This window comes from Mucilaginibacter terrae (genome assembly GCF_031951985.1).
Taxonomy (GTDB): domain Bacteria; phylum Bacteroidota; class Bacteroidia; order Sphingobacteriales; family Sphingobacteriaceae; genus Mucilaginibacter; species Mucilaginibacter terrae_A.
Genome location: NZ_JAVLVU010000001.1, coordinates 5,165,506 through 5,183,750, shown reverse-complemented (window position 1 = coordinate 5,183,750; position 18,245 = coordinate 5,165,506). Strand labels below are relative to the sequence as shown.

Genomic DNA, 18,245 nt, shown 5'->3' with positions numbered 1-18,245 from the left:
TGGTTTTATAAGTTGTCAGATGTGATTTGTGAATATAGCTTTTTCTCGTCTAACGGCATCGACTCAGATTCTTCTGAGCGCTTTTTGTGGGGGCTCTGAAGAATCTGGTCTTCGGCGAGTCTCTCCAATAACTTTTCCTGTGCCATCGGAATGCTATCAGTAAATGTTTGCATTGGTGTTTTGCCAAAGCAGTATTTTCCACTATGTGTCCGCTCATTATTGTAACCAGTCATCCACCTATCCAGATCTGCCTGCAATTCAGCAATGCTACGATAGATCTTTTTTCGGAAAGCAATAGCATAGAACTCATCCTGAATAGTGCGGTGAAACCGCTCGCAGATCCCATTGGTTTGTGGACTTTTAGCTTTTGTTTTAGTATGGTCTATATCTTCAATGGCCAGGTATAACTGGAACTCATGCTGCTCTCTTGAGCCGCAATATTCTGTCCCTGTGTCGGTAAGTATCCGTAATAAACGCAGGTCATGTTGCTCGTAAAACGGCACCACTTTATCATTGAGCATCTCTGCTGCTACCAGTGCATTCTTTCTGTCATATAGTTTAGTAAAGGCCACTTTAGCATAAGTATCAATAAATGTTTGCTGGTAAATATGGCCAACACCTTTGATGTTGCCGACATAGTAAGTGTCCTGTGCACCCAGATAGCCGGGATGGTGTGTTTCTATTTCACCATGTGCTTTCTTTTCTTCTTTAGCCTTTTCTAAAGCAACTACCTGTGCTTCGGTTAACACCAATCCTTCCTGTGCCGATTTGGCTTCTAATGCCTTTAAACGAAGCTTAAAGGTTTGCAGATCGTGGCGCAACCAGATACTTCTTACTCCCCCGGGAGATATTAATATGCCTTGCTTTTTAAGCTCATTGGACACCCTTAACTGGCCTAAAGCCGGTTGATCTATGGCCATTGCAACAACAGCTTGCTCTACATGCTCTTCTACACGGTTCTTTAAGATCGGCTTCCGTCTGCTGATTTCCTGAAGGGCAAGTTCGCCGCCCTGGTCATAAAGTTCCTTGAACCTGTAGAAGCTATCACGTGAGTAGCCCATCACTTTACAGGCCTGTGATACGTTTCCTAAATGCTGGGCAAGCTCCAATATGCCCATCTTGTTTTTGATGATCTTTGCTTGGGTTGTCATAATACTAATCTCTGTTACGTGTTTTAAATTATTGTAACTGTCAGATTAAATTGTGACTATCTCAAATTTATTGATCATCAATTGTCATTTTTTATGGCTTACACAATTAGGTGCTCCATAGCGTACGGAACAGGCTGGTCAAGCTTCCTGAAATATCCAATTTATACAAAATTGCTCAAGTTTTGATTAATCTTGATCAGCGCATACCAAAACTGAAACAATTGCGCTTGGTCTAAGCCCCGAAAGGCAACGCTGTCAACATTGCCCAAAATACTTTCAATATTTCCCAGTAAATTCTTAGCTAATGTGGTAACCTGAATGATATGACTTCGTTGGTCGCGATTGCTTTTTACTTTGGTAACGTATCCCTTTTGTTCCAACACCAATATCGATGCCCTTACGGTCGACTCATTCATTTTCAAGTACCTGATCAATTCAGTTTGCGTGGCAGCCCCACCGATCCTGCACAACACCACCAATAATTGATAGTGTTGTGCAATATCGGAGGCTTCGAGCAGCTCAGTCATTTGCCCATTTAATGACCGGTAAGTAACCATCAACTGGAGTACAATATCACCTGCAAATTCCATGGATCTTTTTATTTAATGCTCTCCCCTTCTTTCAGCTCATCACCGGCATGCAGCACAATGCGATCTCCTGCTTTCAGGTTTCCGAAAACCTCGGTCGACTCATCGCCGGCAATGCCCTCTTTAACATCTGCATACACGGCCTTACCATTGACCACCTTGATCACATACTGGCGCTCGGTGGATCTTACAATAGCATTATTAGGTACCAGTAATGATTTTGCGCCAAAAACGAGCGGGATCTTCACCTCGCCATACATGCCCGGTTTTAAACGCTGGTCTTTGTTATTGACATCCACCTCTATGGCCTCTGAACGCTGGGTACCCAGGGCATTGGCCGACCGGCTAATGTAGGCCTTGTTTTCCTGACCTGGAAGCGCATTGAAAACAAAACTTACTTTTTGTTTAAGATCGACCTTTTCTACATACGTTTCAGGGATCATCACTTCCAGGCGAAGCTTACGGGTGTCTTGCAGTACCAGCATAGGCTGGTCGGTAGATTTACCCGGCCCTACCAGTGCACCAGCCGATACATTACGTTGTACGATCATCCCATCGAATGGTGCACGGATATTCAAATATGCCTGAATGTCGCTTACCGATGCCGCGTTCGATCTTTCTGACATCACCACCGCCTGATCGGCTTTCATTTTAGATAGGGCATTGTCCAGGTCCAGCGGCGATACCGCTCCCTCCTCTTTTGCAGCTTCTTTCAGTCTCCGGTATTTCTCGCGGCTGGCATTGGCCGATTCCTGTGCTTGCAAAAAACGGGCCTGGGCCGACTGTACCTGCGAGGCCATTTCGGGCGCTTCCAATACGGCCAGCAACTGCCCTTTATGTACCAGCGTGCCACGGTCTACATTGATCGTTTTTACAAAGCTATTGATCTTGGCAAAGATGTTCACTTCGTTGAACGGCTTGAGTTGGCCGGGCAGTCGTACATAACTTGACATGGCTTTTTCCGACACGGTGCCGATCTCAAACTTACTTTCGGTTTTCTTTTTTTCATCGGTCATATCAACCGGTTTTTGCGGTCCTGAGCAACTATATAAAGTAGCAGCTAATACTGCGGTAAAGATCAAATGGTGTTTCATAATAATGTTATTGTTGATTTAAGATGAGGTCTTCGGTTGACTTTTCAGGCATTAAGGAAGGCGAATCATAGGTCGTTTTATTCTGTACCCAGGCAAATACCAGTGGCAGGATGAACAGCGCAGCAATGGTAGAGGCAAACAGGCCACCAATAACAGCACGACCTAATGGAGCTGATTGCTCGCCGGCCTCACCCATACCCGATGCCATGGGGATCATACCTGCGATCATGGCTAAACTGGTCATTAAGATTGGACGCAAGCGAATGGACGCACTTGTAACCGATGCTTTAGTGGCATCCTGGTATTCTAATCGCAACTTCTCGGCATTGGTCACGATCAGGATAGCATTAGCTACCGATACACCGACCGACATGATCATGCCCATATAACTTTGCAGATTCAAGGTTGAGCCGGTTAGCAGTAAAGCACCGATGGAACCTAACACCACAGCCGGCACGGTAGACAATACCGTTAACGATAGTTTTACCGATTGATAGTTAGCCGCCAATAACAGAAAGATTACGAGAATAGCGAACAGCAATCCGTTTTGCAGGCTGGATAAAGTATCGGTCAACAAACTCGACATACCCTGCACCTGGGTAACGATACCTTTTGGCGGTGTGCCTAACGACTTCACCGCGGCCTGCACGGCATCTGTAGCCGAACCAAGATCTTTTTGATGGATATTTGCACTCACGGTCAGGTAGCGCCTTGGCCCCATGCGGTCATATTCGCCAGGCACATAAACCGTTTTGAACTCAGCCACATCACCTAAAACTGGGCTGCTTTGCCCTTTCACCAAAGGTATCTCCCGTATCTCGTCCATATTATTCATCACATATTCGGGTATCTGCACCTGTACCTGGTAGGTGTTAGATGCCTTTTCGTCCAACCACTGGTTCTTTTCGGAGAACCGGCTGGACGAGGTACTGGCCGTTACAGACCGGGAGATCTCGCTCACATTCAAACCCATCTGTGCCAGTTTCATCCGGTCCAAAGTGATCTTTACCACCGGGAACTTGAGGGGCTGGTTGATCTGCACATCGCGCAGGTAATAAACTTGTTTCAGCTTGTTCACCAGTTTGTTGCAGTAAGCCTCTATCTGCGCCATATCTTTCCCGGCAACAGTTACCTCGATCGGTGTAGCGGCACCCTGGCTCATGATCTTTTCTGTCATATCGATGGGTTCAAAAGTTACCCGGAGTTCGGGGATAGCATAGGCTATGTTCTTGCGCAAAGCTTCCTTAAAATCATCCATGTTCACATGGTAATCAGCATCCAAATTCACCTGTAGTATTGCCTCATGAGTACCGGTATTGAATACATACAGGTTACTTACACCATAGCTACTTGGTATCAATCCTACATAACCCGAACTGATCGCCACATGGTGGTTGGAGGTACTATCCACAATTTGCAAAACCTGTTTCAGCTTGGTTTCGGTCCGTTCCAAACGCGTACCATCCGGTTCTTTGATCCGGATCTGGAACTGGCCATTGTTTAGTTTAGGCATCATATCCTTACCAATAAGCAGGAAACCGCCTAAAGCTAATGCTAACACCAAAACGAGGTAAACCGGCACGATAAGCTTTTTATTGGGCATCCATTTTTGGATGATGGTCATATAGCGCAGTTTAACCCGCTCGAATAGGTCGTTCTGTTCAGGCTCTTCCTGCTCAGCTTTTAAATGGCTGCGTACCTGTTGTTCTTCCTGCTTATCTAATGCTTCTCCGGCGTGAGCATGAATCTGCCCATGATGTCCATGCTGGTATTGTTCGGCATTGATCATCCAGTTGCTTAAGATAGGCACCAGGGTTTGGGCAATGATGTAAGAAACGATCATGGTCAACCCGATCGACAGCGACAGCGGCAGGAACATGGCTTTAGGCACGCCGGTCATGAGGAAAGACGGTGCGAATACCGCCAATATACAAAGCAATATGAGCAGCAATGGGAAGGAAATTTCTTCACAGGCATCGTATATAGCCAGCTTTTTAGATTTGCCCATTTCCAAATGCTGGTGAATATTCTCAATGGTCACCGTAGCCTGATCGACCAAAATACCGATAGCCAGTGCCAGTCCGCTCAGGGTCATGATGTTGATGGTCTGCCCAAAGAAGCCTAACAGCATCACGCCAATGATGATCGATACCGGGATGGTGATCACCACGATCAAACTGCTACGCCAGTCGCGCAGGAAAAGTAATACCATTAATCCGGTGAGTAATGCGCCAAGGCCGCCCTCGGTCAACAAGCTTTCTACCGCGTTGATCACGAATACCGACTGGTCAAATTCATACGATACCTTTACATCATCAGGTAATAAGCTTTGAATATCGGGCAGTTTACTTTTTAAGGCTTGCACCACTGCCCAGGTAGAGGCATCGGCCGTTTTAACCGCAGGGATATACACTGACCGTTTGCCGTTAATTAGCGCGTAACTCACGGTCACGTCGGCACCGTCAGATACGCGTGCAATATCTTTGACAAATACCGGGTTACCGTTCTTGCTGATGACCGGGATATTGCCAAAATCTTCCACCTTGCTGATCAGGGAGTTCATGGTGGTTACGTACATGGTATTGTCCATACGCAGGTTACCCGATGGCGACATGACGTTGTATTTAGACAAAGCGCCAACCACTTCATCCGGCGTTAAGCTATAGCTCCGCATTTTATTAGGATCAACATTGATGATCACGGAACGGGAATTGGCACCAAAAGGCGGCGGGGCCGATAAACCGGCAACCGACGAGAACATAGGCCGTACGCGGGTGGTAGCCAGATCATAAATATCTTTTAAGCTGCGTGTTTTAGAAGACAGCACCAACTGCCCGACCGGCAGTGACGAGGCATCGAAACGGAGTACCTGCGGCGGTAAGGCCCCAGGCGGAAAAAATTTCATAGCACGGTTCACTTGTAAGGCCACCTGTGCCGAGGCCTCGCCCATATCGGTACCTTCATAAAAGCTGAGCTTAAGCAGGGTTAAGCCTTGTATATTTTTACTGGTGATAGACTTGATACCATTCACATACAGAAACTGATCCTGCAAACGGGTGGAAAAGAAACCCTCCATTTGCTGGGGCGACATACCACCATATGATTCGATCACATACATGGTGGGCATGTTCAATTGCGGAAATATATCTATTGGGATCTTGATAGCGCTAAGCACTGAGAATAGCAAAAGGCTGATGGTCACAATAACTGTTGTAACCGGCCTTTTCAGTGCAGAAGTAACCATTGACATAATTTGTTTAGTTTAATAGGTTAATAACTGTGTTCACCTGGTTTTCGGTTACTGCCTTTTGGAACAGTGCCTGGGTATAGCTGTACTTAGCCGATATATAATCTATCTCGGCACGATATAAAAGATTTAAGGCTGCATTTAACTCGATGATATCGGTCAACCCGCTTTTGTATAGCGAGAACTTTTGCCGGTAAGCGGCGGTGGCCGCCTTAAGTTGCTTGGGTATTTCCTCAAGTCGCTCCATAGCGGTTACTACATTGGCATCGGCCTTCGTTGCACTGGCAGCCAGGAGCACCTTTTGCTCGTTTAGCTTGGTAAGCGTATACTGCGAATTGATCTTTTGTGTAGTGAGCTTGAGGTTTTTTCTTTTCAGATCGAACAGGTTATACGTTATCCCAACGCCTACCAAATAGTTCCCACGCTGAAAACCCCAACCATTATTCAAACTGGTGTAGCCATTGTTGGCATCTAAACTGGCGGCACGGCCCCAGGCTGCCGCCTGAAAAGACACTTTAGGGTTATAACTTTTTTTAACGAGGTCTTCACGCTGCAGGCTGTTGTCGTACAGGGATTCGTAATACTTAATGACCGGATGGTTAAGCGTATCGGCATAAAACAAACGACTCTCAGCCGACTGTGCGAACAGTTTGGTTTCGGCAGTGGTATCAGGCACGATTGCCTGGTAAGGCATTCCACTGATGGCCGACAACTTAAGTTGCAATTGTTTGGCCTGGTTCTTTAACTCGATATAGTTCAGCCTTGATTTGGATAGTTCAGCCTCGGCAATACTGGTGTCAACACCGGCACGTATGCCGCTTTTAGCCAAAGCCTGTATGGAACGTCTGATCTCCTGGTTACGCTGGATGTTGCGCGCCTGGATCTCTATATACTCTTGCAGCCTTAGTAGTTGCAGGTAATTGTCAATAGTGTAGGCCTGAAGGTTGTATTTGGATGTGTTGAACTGGTTTTGCTGCACCGTAACATCGGCACTGGCCACTTTATTTTGCGCTTTATAAGCTCCAAAATTATAGATCTCCATATCAAAGGCGGCAATACCCAGGTTGGACAGTACAGCAGTAGAATTACTCTCATCGCGCACTCCCCTGTTATTGGTAGGCACCATGCCAAAGCCAAAGTAACCGCCGCCTACGTTATTGTTAGTACCAAGGTCGGCCTGGTAGTTCAGTTTGAGGTTTGGCAGCCAGTTATAACCGGTTTCGCGTGCTTGCGCCTCTTTAATTAATATGGCCGATGAATCGGTGAGCAGCGTTGGTGCATTATGAGCCACCTGATCCAGCAGTTGTTTAAGGGATATGCTCTTTTCGGGAACCTGTGCATATAACGAAACGGATGCCAATAGCAACAAAGCCAGGCACCAGCTATGTTTAAAACGTAGCATTGTAATAAATACTTAAATGATGTGAATAGAAAAGCACAGCGGGTAGCTGCACTTATTAGGATCTTAGTCCGCGGGAACGGACGATCTTAATACATCAAATAGCCAGCCTGCAGGTAAGCAAATAGATGGGATCTATGGCCGTTATATCTTGTTTTCTACGGTAGTTATACCGGCCAGGGATAGTTTTCTCAGCAATAGATAGTAATGGAAAAAGACTTAAAAGTATTGCGGCAAAAGTAAAAACAAACTTATCTGCTTTTTCTTTCAGCATGGCCTGGAATACCGCAGACCGGGTGATCGCTTCTTCCATAAATTCCGGTTTACGCTTAGCGAACACCTTGACCAAAAGTGTATTTTCCTTCGCATTATCCTGCAACTGCCCATACACACTAAACCCCAGGAACGGCTTGGCAAGAAATAACATTGCGGCTATTGATAGGATAAGTTTATATGTTTTTAATTGGTGCACGATAACTTGTTAAGGTATTTAACGCTTAAAGGTGAGAAAGTTTTGTGTAGATGCGGGTAGGTAACAAAATTATTGCAAATACTCTTTCTTCAACAAGCCTCGTTTTATTGAACCCGAAAATCAAAACTCAGATAACTTGAAACCCCAACAATATAATACATAGCGTAACCATCGTAAAAATGACTTTCTTACATTGCCTCTGCAATTAAACAAACTCAGTAATTGATTTACCTAAATTATATATTGTTGTCATAGATCGATAGGTGTTGTTAATTATACCATATCCCGCGGCACTGCGATACCCACCCGCACAATGAACAACAATTGGTTTATTAATAGGTATCTCTCCTACTCTTTCTCGGAGTTCCGGTAATGGGATATTTATTGCATTATTAAACACCTTACCTTCCTTAACTTCACTTTCGTTCCTGACATCTATAATCGTATAAATTTCAGGTTTTGCTTTAAATTGCCGCAGGTCCAGGTCTGGTGTCAATTGTTCTCCTCCCTGCAACACAAAGGCTCCCTTCACAGCACTTTCATAACCGATCTTAGCACAGCGTAATAAGATTTTTTCGAGGTCACTATTACTGTCAGAAACCAAATAATACGCTTCCCCGGGTGCAATGATACTACCCAACCAGGTTTCAAACTTACCTGCGGCCTGCAGGTTGATAGAACCATGCAAATGCCCCGTGTTGAAGATAGCCTCTGCACGGGTATCTATGATCATGATACCATTGTCTAATTTAACGTCTGTTAGCCTGTTAACAGCAGCAAGCGATGCAGCTAAACTTCCTGCACCTTGTTTATTGACCTCCACATCATAAGGAAAGTATTTGGGGATGAAAGGTTGGTCTTTCAACAATTCTGCTACAAATTCACCTTCCGTCATCTGCATTAATGACCAATTACCTGTCTTTTCTGCTCCTATGGTACTACAATTGGCTTTGCTTAATGCTTTTCCGCAGAGTGTACCTGCGCCATGCGCAGGGTAAACCACCACGTTATCGTTTAATACCAATAGTTTTTTTCGTAAAGAACGGTACATCAGTACCGCCAGTTCTTCCCGCTTCGCTCTTACATTACCTGCTGTTTCCCTTAGATCAGGTCTGCCGCAATCGCCGATAAACAAGGTATCGCCGGTAAATACCGCTTTATCATCACCATCCTGCTCTAAAACAATACTGATACTATCGGGCGAATGTCCCGGCGTGTTTAAACACTTAAGCTTAACATCACCAAAACAGATCGCGTTACCCTCGTCAAAAGGCTGGTGCGGATATTTGGCACCCACCAAAGCCGAGCAATAAATGGTTGCACCGGTAAGGTGATGTAATTCTAAATGCCCGCTTACAAAATCAGCATGTGGGTGTGTTTCAATTACCCCAATGATGGTTGCATGGTGTTGTTCGGCAAAAGCTAAATAAGGTGCAACATCCCTGGAAGGGTCGACCAAAATCACTTCACCTGTGGTTTCGCTTAATATGGCATAAGAGTAATGTGATAACTCTTTATCTTCAAATTGTTCGATCTTCATTTGTTCAATAATTAATGAGGTAACCTTTCACGTAATACACCGTAAATCCACGTTCCGGCAATGGCGCTTAAAAGCGTTACCACGATCACCCCAAAGCCACTGCCTATCTCCGCAAAAAGCGGCCCCGGACACGCCCCGGTAATGGCCCAGCCTAATCCAAATATTAAACCACCATAAACATTGCCCCAATGAAACTTTTTTTTGGGGATGACGACAGGCTCCTGGTTAACCGTCTTTAGCTTGAACCGCCTGATGAGTTGAATAGAAATGAGCCCTACCAAAATGGCGCTACCGATTACGCCGTACATATGAAATGATTGCAAACGGAACATTTCCTGTATGCGGAACCAAGAGATCACTTCTGATTTAACGAGGATAATACCGAACAGCAGGCCCATTATGATGAATTTGATATTTTTCATAGCTGCAGTAAATAAGGCAAAATAAACCAGGTCATTACAAAGCCACCGATCATAAAGCAACAGGTAGCCACCAGCGATGGCAATTGCAACGAGGAGATGCCCATAATGGCATGGCCTGATGTGCAGCCGCCTGCATAACGGGTACCAAAACCCACCAGAAAACCTCCTATTACAATAAATACAAATCCCCTTAGTGTAAATAATTCTTTTAAGCTGAATATATCGTGCGGTAATAATCCATTAAAATCCTTTACACCTTGCTGCTTGAGTAATACAACTGTGGCTGGATTGATTTTGACAGGTGCAGAATAGGACAAAAAATAATTAGCTATAAACCCTCCAAGCACGATACCCGCTGCAAAAAACAGGTTCCAGCTTTCTTTCCTCCAATCATATTTAAAAAATGAAATATTTGCCGGGATGCAGGCAGCACAGATATGCCTGAGCGAAGAAGATATACCAAAAGTTTTGTTGCCCAATAATAGCAATGCTGGTACGATAAGTCCTATAAGCGGCCCGGCCACATACCAGGGCCAGGGATGTTTAATAAAATCCATTTTTATTTAATTAAAGTTGTGAAGAATACAAATATCCCCATGAACAGCACGAACCACCCGAATACGGGTTTTAGTTTTGCATCATTGATAAACTTTGTAAAATAAGCGCCAACAATGATTCCGGTTATGGTAAAAGCTGAAAATGAAATTAAAAAATTATAATTTATAGTTGCCTGCCGGCTTACATCGCCCACGACGCCAAGCAGGGAACTGATGGACATGATCATTAAGGAGGTACCTACTGCCTTTCGCATGGGCAATGCGGCAAATTTGATCAACGAGGGTATGATCAGAAAGCCGCCGCCAACACCCACGAAACCGGTAATGACCCCTACAAGTAGCCCCTGGATAAAAAGAATGGTGTGATTTGGAGGTTCATCGTTGGCAGTAACCTGTTTGTTACGCACCATACTTACCGAAGCTGCTACCATTAACATAGCAAATACTAACATAAGCAATAGCGGCTTGGTAAGTTCAAAAGACGCAATATTCATCAAATGGTGTGGAATAGCGGGCATTAACCATTTCCTCATGATGAAAACAGATACCAGGGAAGGAAATCCAAATAAAAAAGCTACTCTGAAATTGACATTTCCTTTTTGATAATGACTAATGGCACCAGCCAAACTGGTAAAACCCACAATAAAAAGTGAGTAAACGGTAGCTGTCAGCGCGTCGATCTTAAAAAAGTAAACGAGGATAGGCACTGTTAAAATGGAACCACCGCCGCCAATAAGGCCTAATGATAAACCTATTAAAAGTGCGGCCACATATCCTGCTATTTCCATGGCAACAAAGGTAGCTTATGGAGAAACACCAGTTGGTGACCTATGTTACAGAGCGGTAATTAACGTGATCTTATTTCGGGCGAGCTTTATAAGTTGTTGTTTTTCCATTTGTTTGAGCAGGCGGGATACAACCTCCCGGGTAGTACCTAATTCTTCTGCCAGTTGCTGATGGGTAACACTGAATTCGCTCGAGCCATAAACGCTGGCTTTTCTTTTTAAAAGCGAAACTATCCGATCGTCAAGTTTCTGAAAGGCCACCGCATTAATTACGTCCAGCAGCTCTTCAAAACGCCGGTGATAAAGTTTAAAGATAAAATCGGCCCACTCGGGATAGATCTTTATCCACTCGCTGGCTTTCGCTACAGGTAACATCAAGGCTTCTGAATCTTCTTCAACTACCAATTTAACTTTACTGGTATCTTCATGTATTCCGGCCAGAAAAGACATGATGCAACTTTCACCTGGCTGAATGTAGTAAAGTAAGATCTCGCGACCTTCGTCCTCCTGTCGTATCACCCGCATACTCCCAGATAACAGTATGGGTATTGCGCGAACAAAACTATTGGATCGCATCAATATGGTACCGGCAGGCAGTATTTTGAGCTGGCTATTGGCTTGAAGTTGTTGCTCCAATACAGATCCAAACAGTTTCATGGTACAAAAATAAGATAATAGCGTGAAGATCTTTACCAGTAATATCAATCGAAGACTTAGGATAAGGTTTTGTAAAATGATCCGGATCTGCTGGTTGAGCCTGCGCAAGGCGGATTAGACCGATCAAGTTACCGGCATCGGCAATAGTCTGAGGGTGTTTAGTTTGCGTACCTGACCGATAGACGTTAAGCGCAATTTTCAACGACGCCGTGTAGTCGCCCTCATTGTAATCCTTTTTTGCTTGTTAGATACCATTATGTTGTGCCCAGGCAGATAGTGGCACAGTCAATACAAATAGCGCACCGATGATAAACCCTGCATATTTTGTCTGCGCACTAAACATGCTTCTAAAATAAATTTTTAAGATCAGCCACAGGCAATAAAATTTACGTTTACCTAAATTGTAGAAATAGAAATTTTCAGCCACCACGCTGCCTGGTTTTCTTAGGCAAGTTTGTGTTAAAGAAACATCTAAAATTTGCAACAATATAACAGACGCTCTGAAAATGTTACACGATCAACAGGACAGGAAAGTCAGTGTCCGTTTGTAACTAAGCTTTGGGGATGGTGAAGATGAATATACTCCCGCATCTATCGTCAGGTTGTTCCACCCAGATACGTCCCCCATGGCGCGTGATGATCTCGCTGGACAGGTAAAGGCCTATACCCGAACCCTCCACATTATTTTTAACATTTTCTGATCTGAAATATTTCTGAAATATTTTAGTATGTTCCGTTTCTAACATCCCAATTCCGCGGTCACGAATACTGATCTTTACCTGATCTTCATCTTGCTCAACCTGTATATTGATTTCCGACAATTCTGGCGAGAATTTAATGGCATTATTCAACAGGTTGATGAGTACCTGGCTGATACGGTCACGATCAGCCGTAACGAAGACAGGGCCTGAAGCATTGAGGTTCAACAGGGTTTGAGGATTAACCATATTGATGCTGGCAACAGTTTCTATCAAAAGCGCGCAAACGTCAAACTGCTGTTTTTGTAATATGATCTGATCCCCTCTTCGATTTGCAGGAGCGGCGATCTCCCCTAAAAGCTTGGTCATTCTTTCCGTTGCAGCCAAACTTTTTTTTGAAAGTTCGGCATACTTGATGTTGCCGGTTTTTTCGATAAAAGCGTGAAGTATTTGCAGGTATCCTTTAATAACCGTAACGGGGGTTTTAAGTTCATGAGTAGCAAAACTAAGCAACTCATCTTTAAGCATCTCAATGTCTTTCTTACCGGTAATATCGAGCGTGGTGCCTACCATACGATAAGGTTTTTCATTAAGGTAAAGAACCTTTCCGTTTGCTTCTATCCAATGCAGGCTTCCGTCAGGATGAATTACCCTGTACTGTGAGTGATAAGTGCCTCCGCCGGGCACCAATGCAGCAGATACATCAGCTTGCATTTTCTCCCTGTCTTCAGGAATAATGGAGTTGATCAAATCCTCATAGCTTACGGTAGGTTTGTCGCCGGCACCAACGTTAATCTTACATTGAGGCGTGCAGATCATCATTGTGCTTTCAAGCTCCAGCTCCCAAAAACCGAGTTTGGCATGGTTTAATGCAATGTCCAGATGTTCCTGCGAAACGTATAAGGTTTGATCCTGTTCCATGGAGAAATTTCGGCAAAGATACTATTAAATTAGCCCCCCGAAATGCTGCTTCAGGCATAAAGGTGCAGCGAGATAACTTATTTTAAAAATTTCCTGATCTCCATAAGCAGACTGGGAATATCAAACGGTTTTGTTACGAATCTGTCAGCACCGCACCTGAAGGCGATCTCGCTGATATCTGTTTCGGCAGAGATCAGAAACACAGGAATCTTAGCACTTTTGAATTTTTGCTTGATATTCCTGCAAATATCTTCACCGGTATGTGGCGAGCCGCTGATCCGGATATCCAGGATAACGAGATCCGGTCCGATCTCCTGTATCTCGTTCGCTGTATCACTGTGATTCGAAGTTATAACATTATAACCTGCATCACGAAATAAAATGCTGAAAATATCCAGCAGGTCTTCATCATCGTCAATTACAAGGATACGTTTCATACACTCAAAGCTATATTAACCACTAAGAAAAAATGTTTCCAGTTTCTACGTTTAGGCGATATCACATTTATGATCTATTGCACATTTATGCAGGCTATTTAAAACTACAACCGTTGCTTGACCAATATTAAATCAAGGCGTATCATATCGCAGACAGTTCTAAAGCTGGCGAGAAAGTATAAATGCAGTTGAACAAAACTATTGCAACCTAATTCAGTTGATAATTTATACCTTGCTGAGTAATGCCCGATAAAAGAAAAAGAGTATTAGTAGTAGATGATGATGACGATATATTAGAGATCATCTCTATGGTTTTAGAGTCAGCAGGGTGTGATGTTCTCACCGCCAATAATGGAAGGGATGTCAGCACTTTGGTAGCGTCATTTTCACCGGATATCATTCTACTGGATGTAATGATAGGCGACATGGATGGCCGCGATATATGCAAAGCCTTAAAAGCTACACCTCAAACTTCGGCTACCCCGATCATCATAGTTTCCGCAACTCACGGCTGGCACACCAGTCATGAAAAGGATTGCAAGGCTGATCACTACATATCAAAACCATTTGATATCGAGCAACTCGTTCAGGAGGTGTTTAAATACGCATGATCTTAAAATAGTTGTATGATAATGGCCGGCTGATCATTAGGTTATTGACTTACAGGAATGGTCTTACAGATTGAGCCTTACTCTAACGACAATGTTAAAGTAAAGCTCAATTACCTGAAAATTACGTGCGTGATGAACTGGGGAACCAAAAAGCTATTCCTTAGCTCCGTAAATGGTTAAAATCGTGATAACATAGTTGTAAAGCTACCTTTGCCCAAGGCAGCTTACTGCTTTAGGGTTTGTTATTCTGATCATATACTTATTTGACCTTAACTACCACTTTGCCTTTAGCGCGTCCGCTTTCCACATAAGTGATCGCTTCCTTTATTGCCTGGAAAGGAAATACTTTATCCATGACCGGCCTGATGATGCCGGCATTGATGAGGGATGTGATATCTGCAAGCTGACTACCATTGGCCTTCATGAAGAGAAAAGAATAATCGACATTAAGCTTCTTTGCTTTTTTACGCGTTGTGGCACTCAAAATGCGCATAAACAGTTTAACGTACCAGGCAGCACCGATCTCCGCTGCAAACTCCGGGTCGGGCGGGCCCGAGATAGAAATAAGTTTACCGCCTGGTTTTAAAATGCGTAAGGATTTTTCCAGTGTTTTAGCATTCTGGCTATTCAATACCAGGTCATACCCGCTCAGTATTTTTTCGAAATCATCTTTCCGGTAATCGATCACCACATCTGCCCCAAGGTTTTTTACCAGTTGCGTATTAGCTGCACTTGTAGTGGTTGCTACAGTTGCACCCAAGTGTTTTGCCAATTGAATAGCAAAGGTACCTACACCACCCGAACCGGCTTGTATAAACACCTTCTGCCCTCTTTTAAGATTGCCTTTTTCGATGAGTGCCTGCCATGCGGTAAGCCCTACAAGCGGTACAGATGCAGCTTCCTCCATAGAAAGATCGCTCGGTTTCAGCGCCAGGTCGGCCTCTTTTACGGCAATAAATTCAGCAAATGTGCCAATATGGTGATCGGCCGGCCTTGCGTACACCTCATCGCCCACTTTAAAGCGGCGCACACCGATACCAACTTTGGTAACTACGCCTGCCAAATCATGCCCTAAAATAAAAGGTATTTTGTAAGGTAAGATGATCTTGAACTCGCCGCTTCTGATCTTCGAATCGAGCAGGTTAATGCCGGTGGCATAAATTTCCACCAGTACCTCGCCTGCCTTGGGTTCCGGTACAGGCACCTCGCCAATACGGCCACCATCTTTGCTTTTGTATTTATCTATAATAAATGCTTTCATTGTATCAATTTTAGAGTGAGTTATTAATTATGAATCAGGAGTTCGTAACTTCTCTTCGGGTTGACCAGGCTGAAGGCCAGCTTTGGAAAAAAGCGGTTGAGTAAATAGACCGTCTTACTATCACCCACTCGAATAGTCAATCGGTCATTTTCAAGCCCGGCAATCAGTTCATTCACCATTTTTTCAGGGGTCATTTTTTTATCGTCTCTGGCAGCCGTCATTTCGGTAGCCACCAAAGGCGGCAGTAATTCAAAAACCTTCACGTTACTATTCAGGATCTCCAAATGTTTTCTTAGCGTTCGGGTGTAAAATTGCAATGCCACCTTCGATGCAGAGTAAGTGGCCTCCAGTATAGCAGGTACGTAGCTTAACAGGGAAGTGGTATTGATTATAGCACTTTCTTTCCGGGATTTAAGCATGTCCATAAAAAGATCATTGAGCCTTACCACCGATAGGTAATTGACATTGATCTCATAGGCGGCATCGTCAAAATGACGGTCATCTGCCATGCCCAGGTTAATTGGCGTGGTTAATACGCCCGCGTTATTATATAAAATATCTATACCACCCAATAACCTCACCTGCTCAAACAACAGCCGCGCTTCACCTGCATCCGAAACATCACTTTTAATTGCTGTGATGCCTGGCAGGCTTTTTAATGTGGCATCTATTTTTTCCTGGTTACGACCAGTAATGATAACTTTTGCATCTTTCGCTATAAATTGCTTTGCGGCTTCCAGCCCTATACCTGATGCACCACCGGTAATTAATACAGTTTTTCCTTTCAATTGCATAACTAAGTTTCTTACGTTGATACTATTTTGATGAGTTAACTGATCTTAGGATCGACCTCTCAAAAGTTTTATAAGCGAAGTGCTGAAGCAAGAGTATGAATGACGAGCCTTTTCCTACTGGATAGTTAAACTTAGGATTTTTTTCTTTAACTGCTTGCAATAAGGTAGTTATGACCGGTGTGGGTTGGGGTGCCTTATCAAATGTAGTTTTAGTATAAGCAGTCACTCTTTGCCTTAACATGTCATAGTCTTTGATCGTTCCTGCGGCAACAGTTCCGCTTTCGCCAATACTGGTTTTAAAACTCATTGGCTCAACCATAACCACCTTAATATTAAACTGGGCCAATTCGAAACGTAACGACTTAAAGTAACCTTCGAGGGCATGTTTAGATGCTGCATAATAGGATACATTTGGCAACCCTACCAAACCCAGCAGGGAACCAATGGTAATTATTTTTCCATCTTTCTGTTTCCTGAAATAGGGCAGCAATTCGTTGGTCAATTTGATCGTTCCCCAAAAGTTTGTTTCAAATTGTTGCTTACCTAACTCAATAGAGGTTTCTTCGGCAAGCCCGTTTACCAGGTAACCAGCATTATTTATCAGTACATCTAACTGTTCAACCTCACTAAACAGCAACTTGCCAAAACACGCTATCGAATGGTCATCATTCAAATCTAACGGCAGTACCTTAAATGGCAATTTTGCCTGATGCTTTTTGGGGTCACGACTTGTGCCGATCACGTGGTAACCGTTTTCGTGCAGTTTGCTGGCTACAAGCAGCCCGATGCCTGATGAGGCACCAGTGACCAATATGGTTTTATTAGATTGCATAGTTTCTTATATTTTAGACTTTTTAGTATATTTTAATCGAACGATTTAAATTCCGGTTTATGAATCGAAAAACTTAGTTATTTAGACCAATAAGATACTTTTAGTGTACTATATCGTCATTAAAAACTTAGCTTACATAAGCTTCTAACTCCGCCTTAAGACTTTTAATTAGGCCCGCCATAGGTTTGGCACTATTAATTGCCCTGCACATTACCAAGCCACCTTCTACAGCAGCTACCGCCTTAAACGCATATACAGCCGGATCAAGGGTTGCAGAAAATTCACCTGCTTGTATGCCTTGGTTTAAGATACTGATAAAGATGTTTTGACCATTCCTGATTACACCCGCGATCTTCTCTTTGATGACCGGGAAATTATCATCAGATTCTACAGCAATGTTAAAAATAGGACAGCCGCCTTTCAAATGAGTATTCAATGGGTCCTTATAAAAATCAAGAAAGGCAAACACTTTGGCTTTGGCTGTTTTGCCTTTACTAATTGTTGCCATCATTTTTTCACCATTATTGACAAGCATGTGATCAACAACCTGTAAGGCCAGATCCTCCTTATTTTCAAAATGCCCGTAAAGGCAGCCCTTGGTTAATTTAGCGGCATCCAGTACATCGTCAATGTTGGCTCCCGAAATTCCCTTTTGATTAAAAATTGGAGCTGCGGTCTCTAAAATAAACTGTTTTGTTCTCTCTGCTTTCGTCAACATGGCGTTTTGATTACGATACAAAAATATACTAAAAAGTATATAATGTAAAAGCTTTTTAGTTG

The 18,245-nt window shown here is 43.6% G+C and carries 18 protein-coding genes; 1 reads left to right on the top strand and 17 read right to left on the bottom strand.

Annotated elements, in window-relative coordinates; all coding sequences use genetic code 11:
* Nucleotides 1-5: 5 nt before the first annotated feature.
* From QE417_RS22215 to QE417_RS22155, 13 genes are all read right to left on the bottom strand, one after another.
* Entirely contained in the window at nucleotides 6-1,151 is a 1,146-nt protein-coding gene (locus QE417_RS22215; protein ID WP_311948188.1) for an IS481 family transposase, read from the bottom strand.
* A 161-nt stretch (nucleotides 1,152-1,312) separates the two neighbouring features.
* Nucleotides 1,313-1,741, bottom strand: coding sequence for a MarR family winged helix-turn-helix transcriptional regulator (locus tag QE417_RS22210; protein WP_311953912.1), 429 nt, complete (start codon nucleotides 1,739-1,741; stop codon nucleotides 1,313-1,315).
* Between the two features lie 8 nt (nucleotides 1,742-1,749).
* Complete coding sequence (locus QE417_RS22205; RefSeq protein ID WP_311953910.1) at nucleotides 1,750-2,832, bottom strand: efflux RND transporter periplasmic adaptor subunit; 1,083 nt, start codon at nucleotides 2,830-2,832, stop codon at nucleotides 1,750-1,752.
* 7 nt (nucleotides 2,833-2,839) lie between these two features.
* Nucleotides 2,840-6,082 (bottom strand): efflux RND transporter permease subunit, encoded by a 3,243-nt coding sequence (locus tag QE417_RS22200; protein ID WP_311953908.1) that lies wholly within the window; start codon nucleotides 6,080-6,082, stop codon nucleotides 2,840-2,842.
* A gap of 7 nt (nucleotides 6,083-6,089) precedes the next feature.
* Entirely contained in the window at nucleotides 6,090-7,481 is a 1,392-nt protein-coding gene (locus tag QE417_RS22195) for a TolC family protein (RefSeq protein ID WP_311953907.1), read from the bottom strand.
* A 94-nt stretch (nucleotides 7,482-7,575) separates the two neighbouring features.
* Nucleotides 7,576-7,905, bottom strand: a complete 330-nt coding sequence (locus QE417_RS22190; protein WP_311953906.1) for a hypothetical protein — start codon at nucleotides 7,903-7,905, stop codon at nucleotides 7,576-7,578.
* Between the two features lie 250 nt (nucleotides 7,906-8,155).
* On the bottom strand, nucleotides 8,156-9,490 hold the full coding sequence (locus QE417_RS22185) for an MBL fold metallo-hydrolase (RefSeq protein WP_311953905.1): 1,335 nt from the start codon (nucleotides 9,488-9,490) through the stop codon (nucleotides 8,156-8,158).
* A gap of 11 nt (nucleotides 9,491-9,501) precedes the next feature.
* Nucleotides 9,502-9,912, bottom strand: coding sequence for a DUF6691 family protein (locus QE417_RS22180; RefSeq protein ID WP_311953903.1), 411 nt, complete (start codon nucleotides 9,910-9,912; stop codon nucleotides 9,502-9,504).
* Entirely contained in the window at nucleotides 9,909-10,469 is a 561-nt protein-coding gene (locus QE417_RS22175; RefSeq protein ID WP_311953900.1) for a YeeE/YedE family protein, read from the bottom strand. The genes QE417_RS22180 and QE417_RS22175 overlap by 4 nt, the downstream gene beginning before the upstream one ends.
* Nucleotides 10,470-10,471: 2 nt before the next feature.
* A complete protein-coding gene (locus QE417_RS22170) occupies nucleotides 10,472-11,257 on the bottom strand; it encodes a sulfite exporter TauE/SafE family protein (RefSeq protein ID WP_311953899.1) in 786 nt (261 codons plus the stop codon).
* A 45-nt stretch (nucleotides 11,258-11,302) separates the two neighbouring features.
* Nucleotides 11,303-11,911, bottom strand: coding sequence for a Crp/Fnr family transcriptional regulator (locus tag QE417_RS22165; protein ID WP_311953897.1), 609 nt, complete (start codon nucleotides 11,909-11,911; stop codon nucleotides 11,303-11,305).
* 551 nt (nucleotides 11,912-12,462) lie between these two features.
* Complete coding sequence (locus QE417_RS22160; RefSeq protein ID WP_311953896.1) at nucleotides 12,463-13,530, bottom strand: PAS domain-containing sensor histidine kinase; 1,068 nt, start codon at nucleotides 13,528-13,530, stop codon at nucleotides 12,463-12,465.
* Between the two features lie 77 nt (nucleotides 13,531-13,607).
* Nucleotides 13,608-13,967, bottom strand: a complete 360-nt coding sequence (locus QE417_RS22155; protein WP_311953893.1) for a response regulator — start codon at nucleotides 13,965-13,967, stop codon at nucleotides 13,608-13,610.
* A gap of 242 nt (nucleotides 13,968-14,209) precedes the next feature.
* Between QE417_RS22155 and QE417_RS22150 the strand changes: the two genes are divergently transcribed.
* Complete coding sequence (locus QE417_RS22150; protein ID WP_311953890.1) at nucleotides 14,210-14,578, top strand: response regulator; 369 nt, start codon at nucleotides 14,210-14,212, stop codon at nucleotides 14,576-14,578.
* Between the two features lie 259 nt (nucleotides 14,579-14,837).
* On the opposite strand, the gene QE417_RS22145 is transcribed toward QE417_RS22150, so the two are convergent.
* The 4 genes from QE417_RS22145 to QE417_RS22130 form a co-directional block, all read right to left on the bottom strand.
* Nucleotides 14,838-15,839: an NADP-dependent oxidoreductase gene (locus QE417_RS22145; protein WP_311953888.1), complete on the bottom strand. Its 1,002-nt coding sequence runs from the start codon at nucleotides 15,837-15,839 to the stop codon at nucleotides 14,838-14,840.
* Between the two features lie 23 nt (nucleotides 15,840-15,862).
* The gene (locus tag QE417_RS22140) at nucleotides 15,863-16,633 is read right to left on the bottom strand and encodes an SDR family oxidoreductase (protein WP_311953887.1); all 771 of its coding nucleotides are present in this window, start codon (nucleotides 16,631-16,633) and stop codon (nucleotides 15,863-15,865) included.
* A 22-nt stretch (nucleotides 16,634-16,655) separates the two neighbouring features.
* Nucleotides 16,656-17,465 carry an SDR family NAD(P)-dependent oxidoreductase gene (locus QE417_RS22135; RefSeq protein WP_311953885.1) on the bottom strand — a complete coding sequence of 270 codons (810 nt, stop codon included), beginning with the start codon at nucleotides 17,463-17,465 and terminating at the stop codon, nucleotides 16,656-16,658.
* 127 nt (nucleotides 17,466-17,592) lie between these two features.
* Nucleotides 17,593-18,183 carry a TetR/AcrR family transcriptional regulator gene (locus QE417_RS22130; protein ID WP_311953882.1) on the bottom strand — a complete coding sequence of 197 codons (591 nt, stop codon included), beginning with the start codon at nucleotides 18,181-18,183 and terminating at the stop codon, nucleotides 17,593-17,595.
* Nucleotides 18,184-18,245 lie beyond the last annotated feature (62 nt).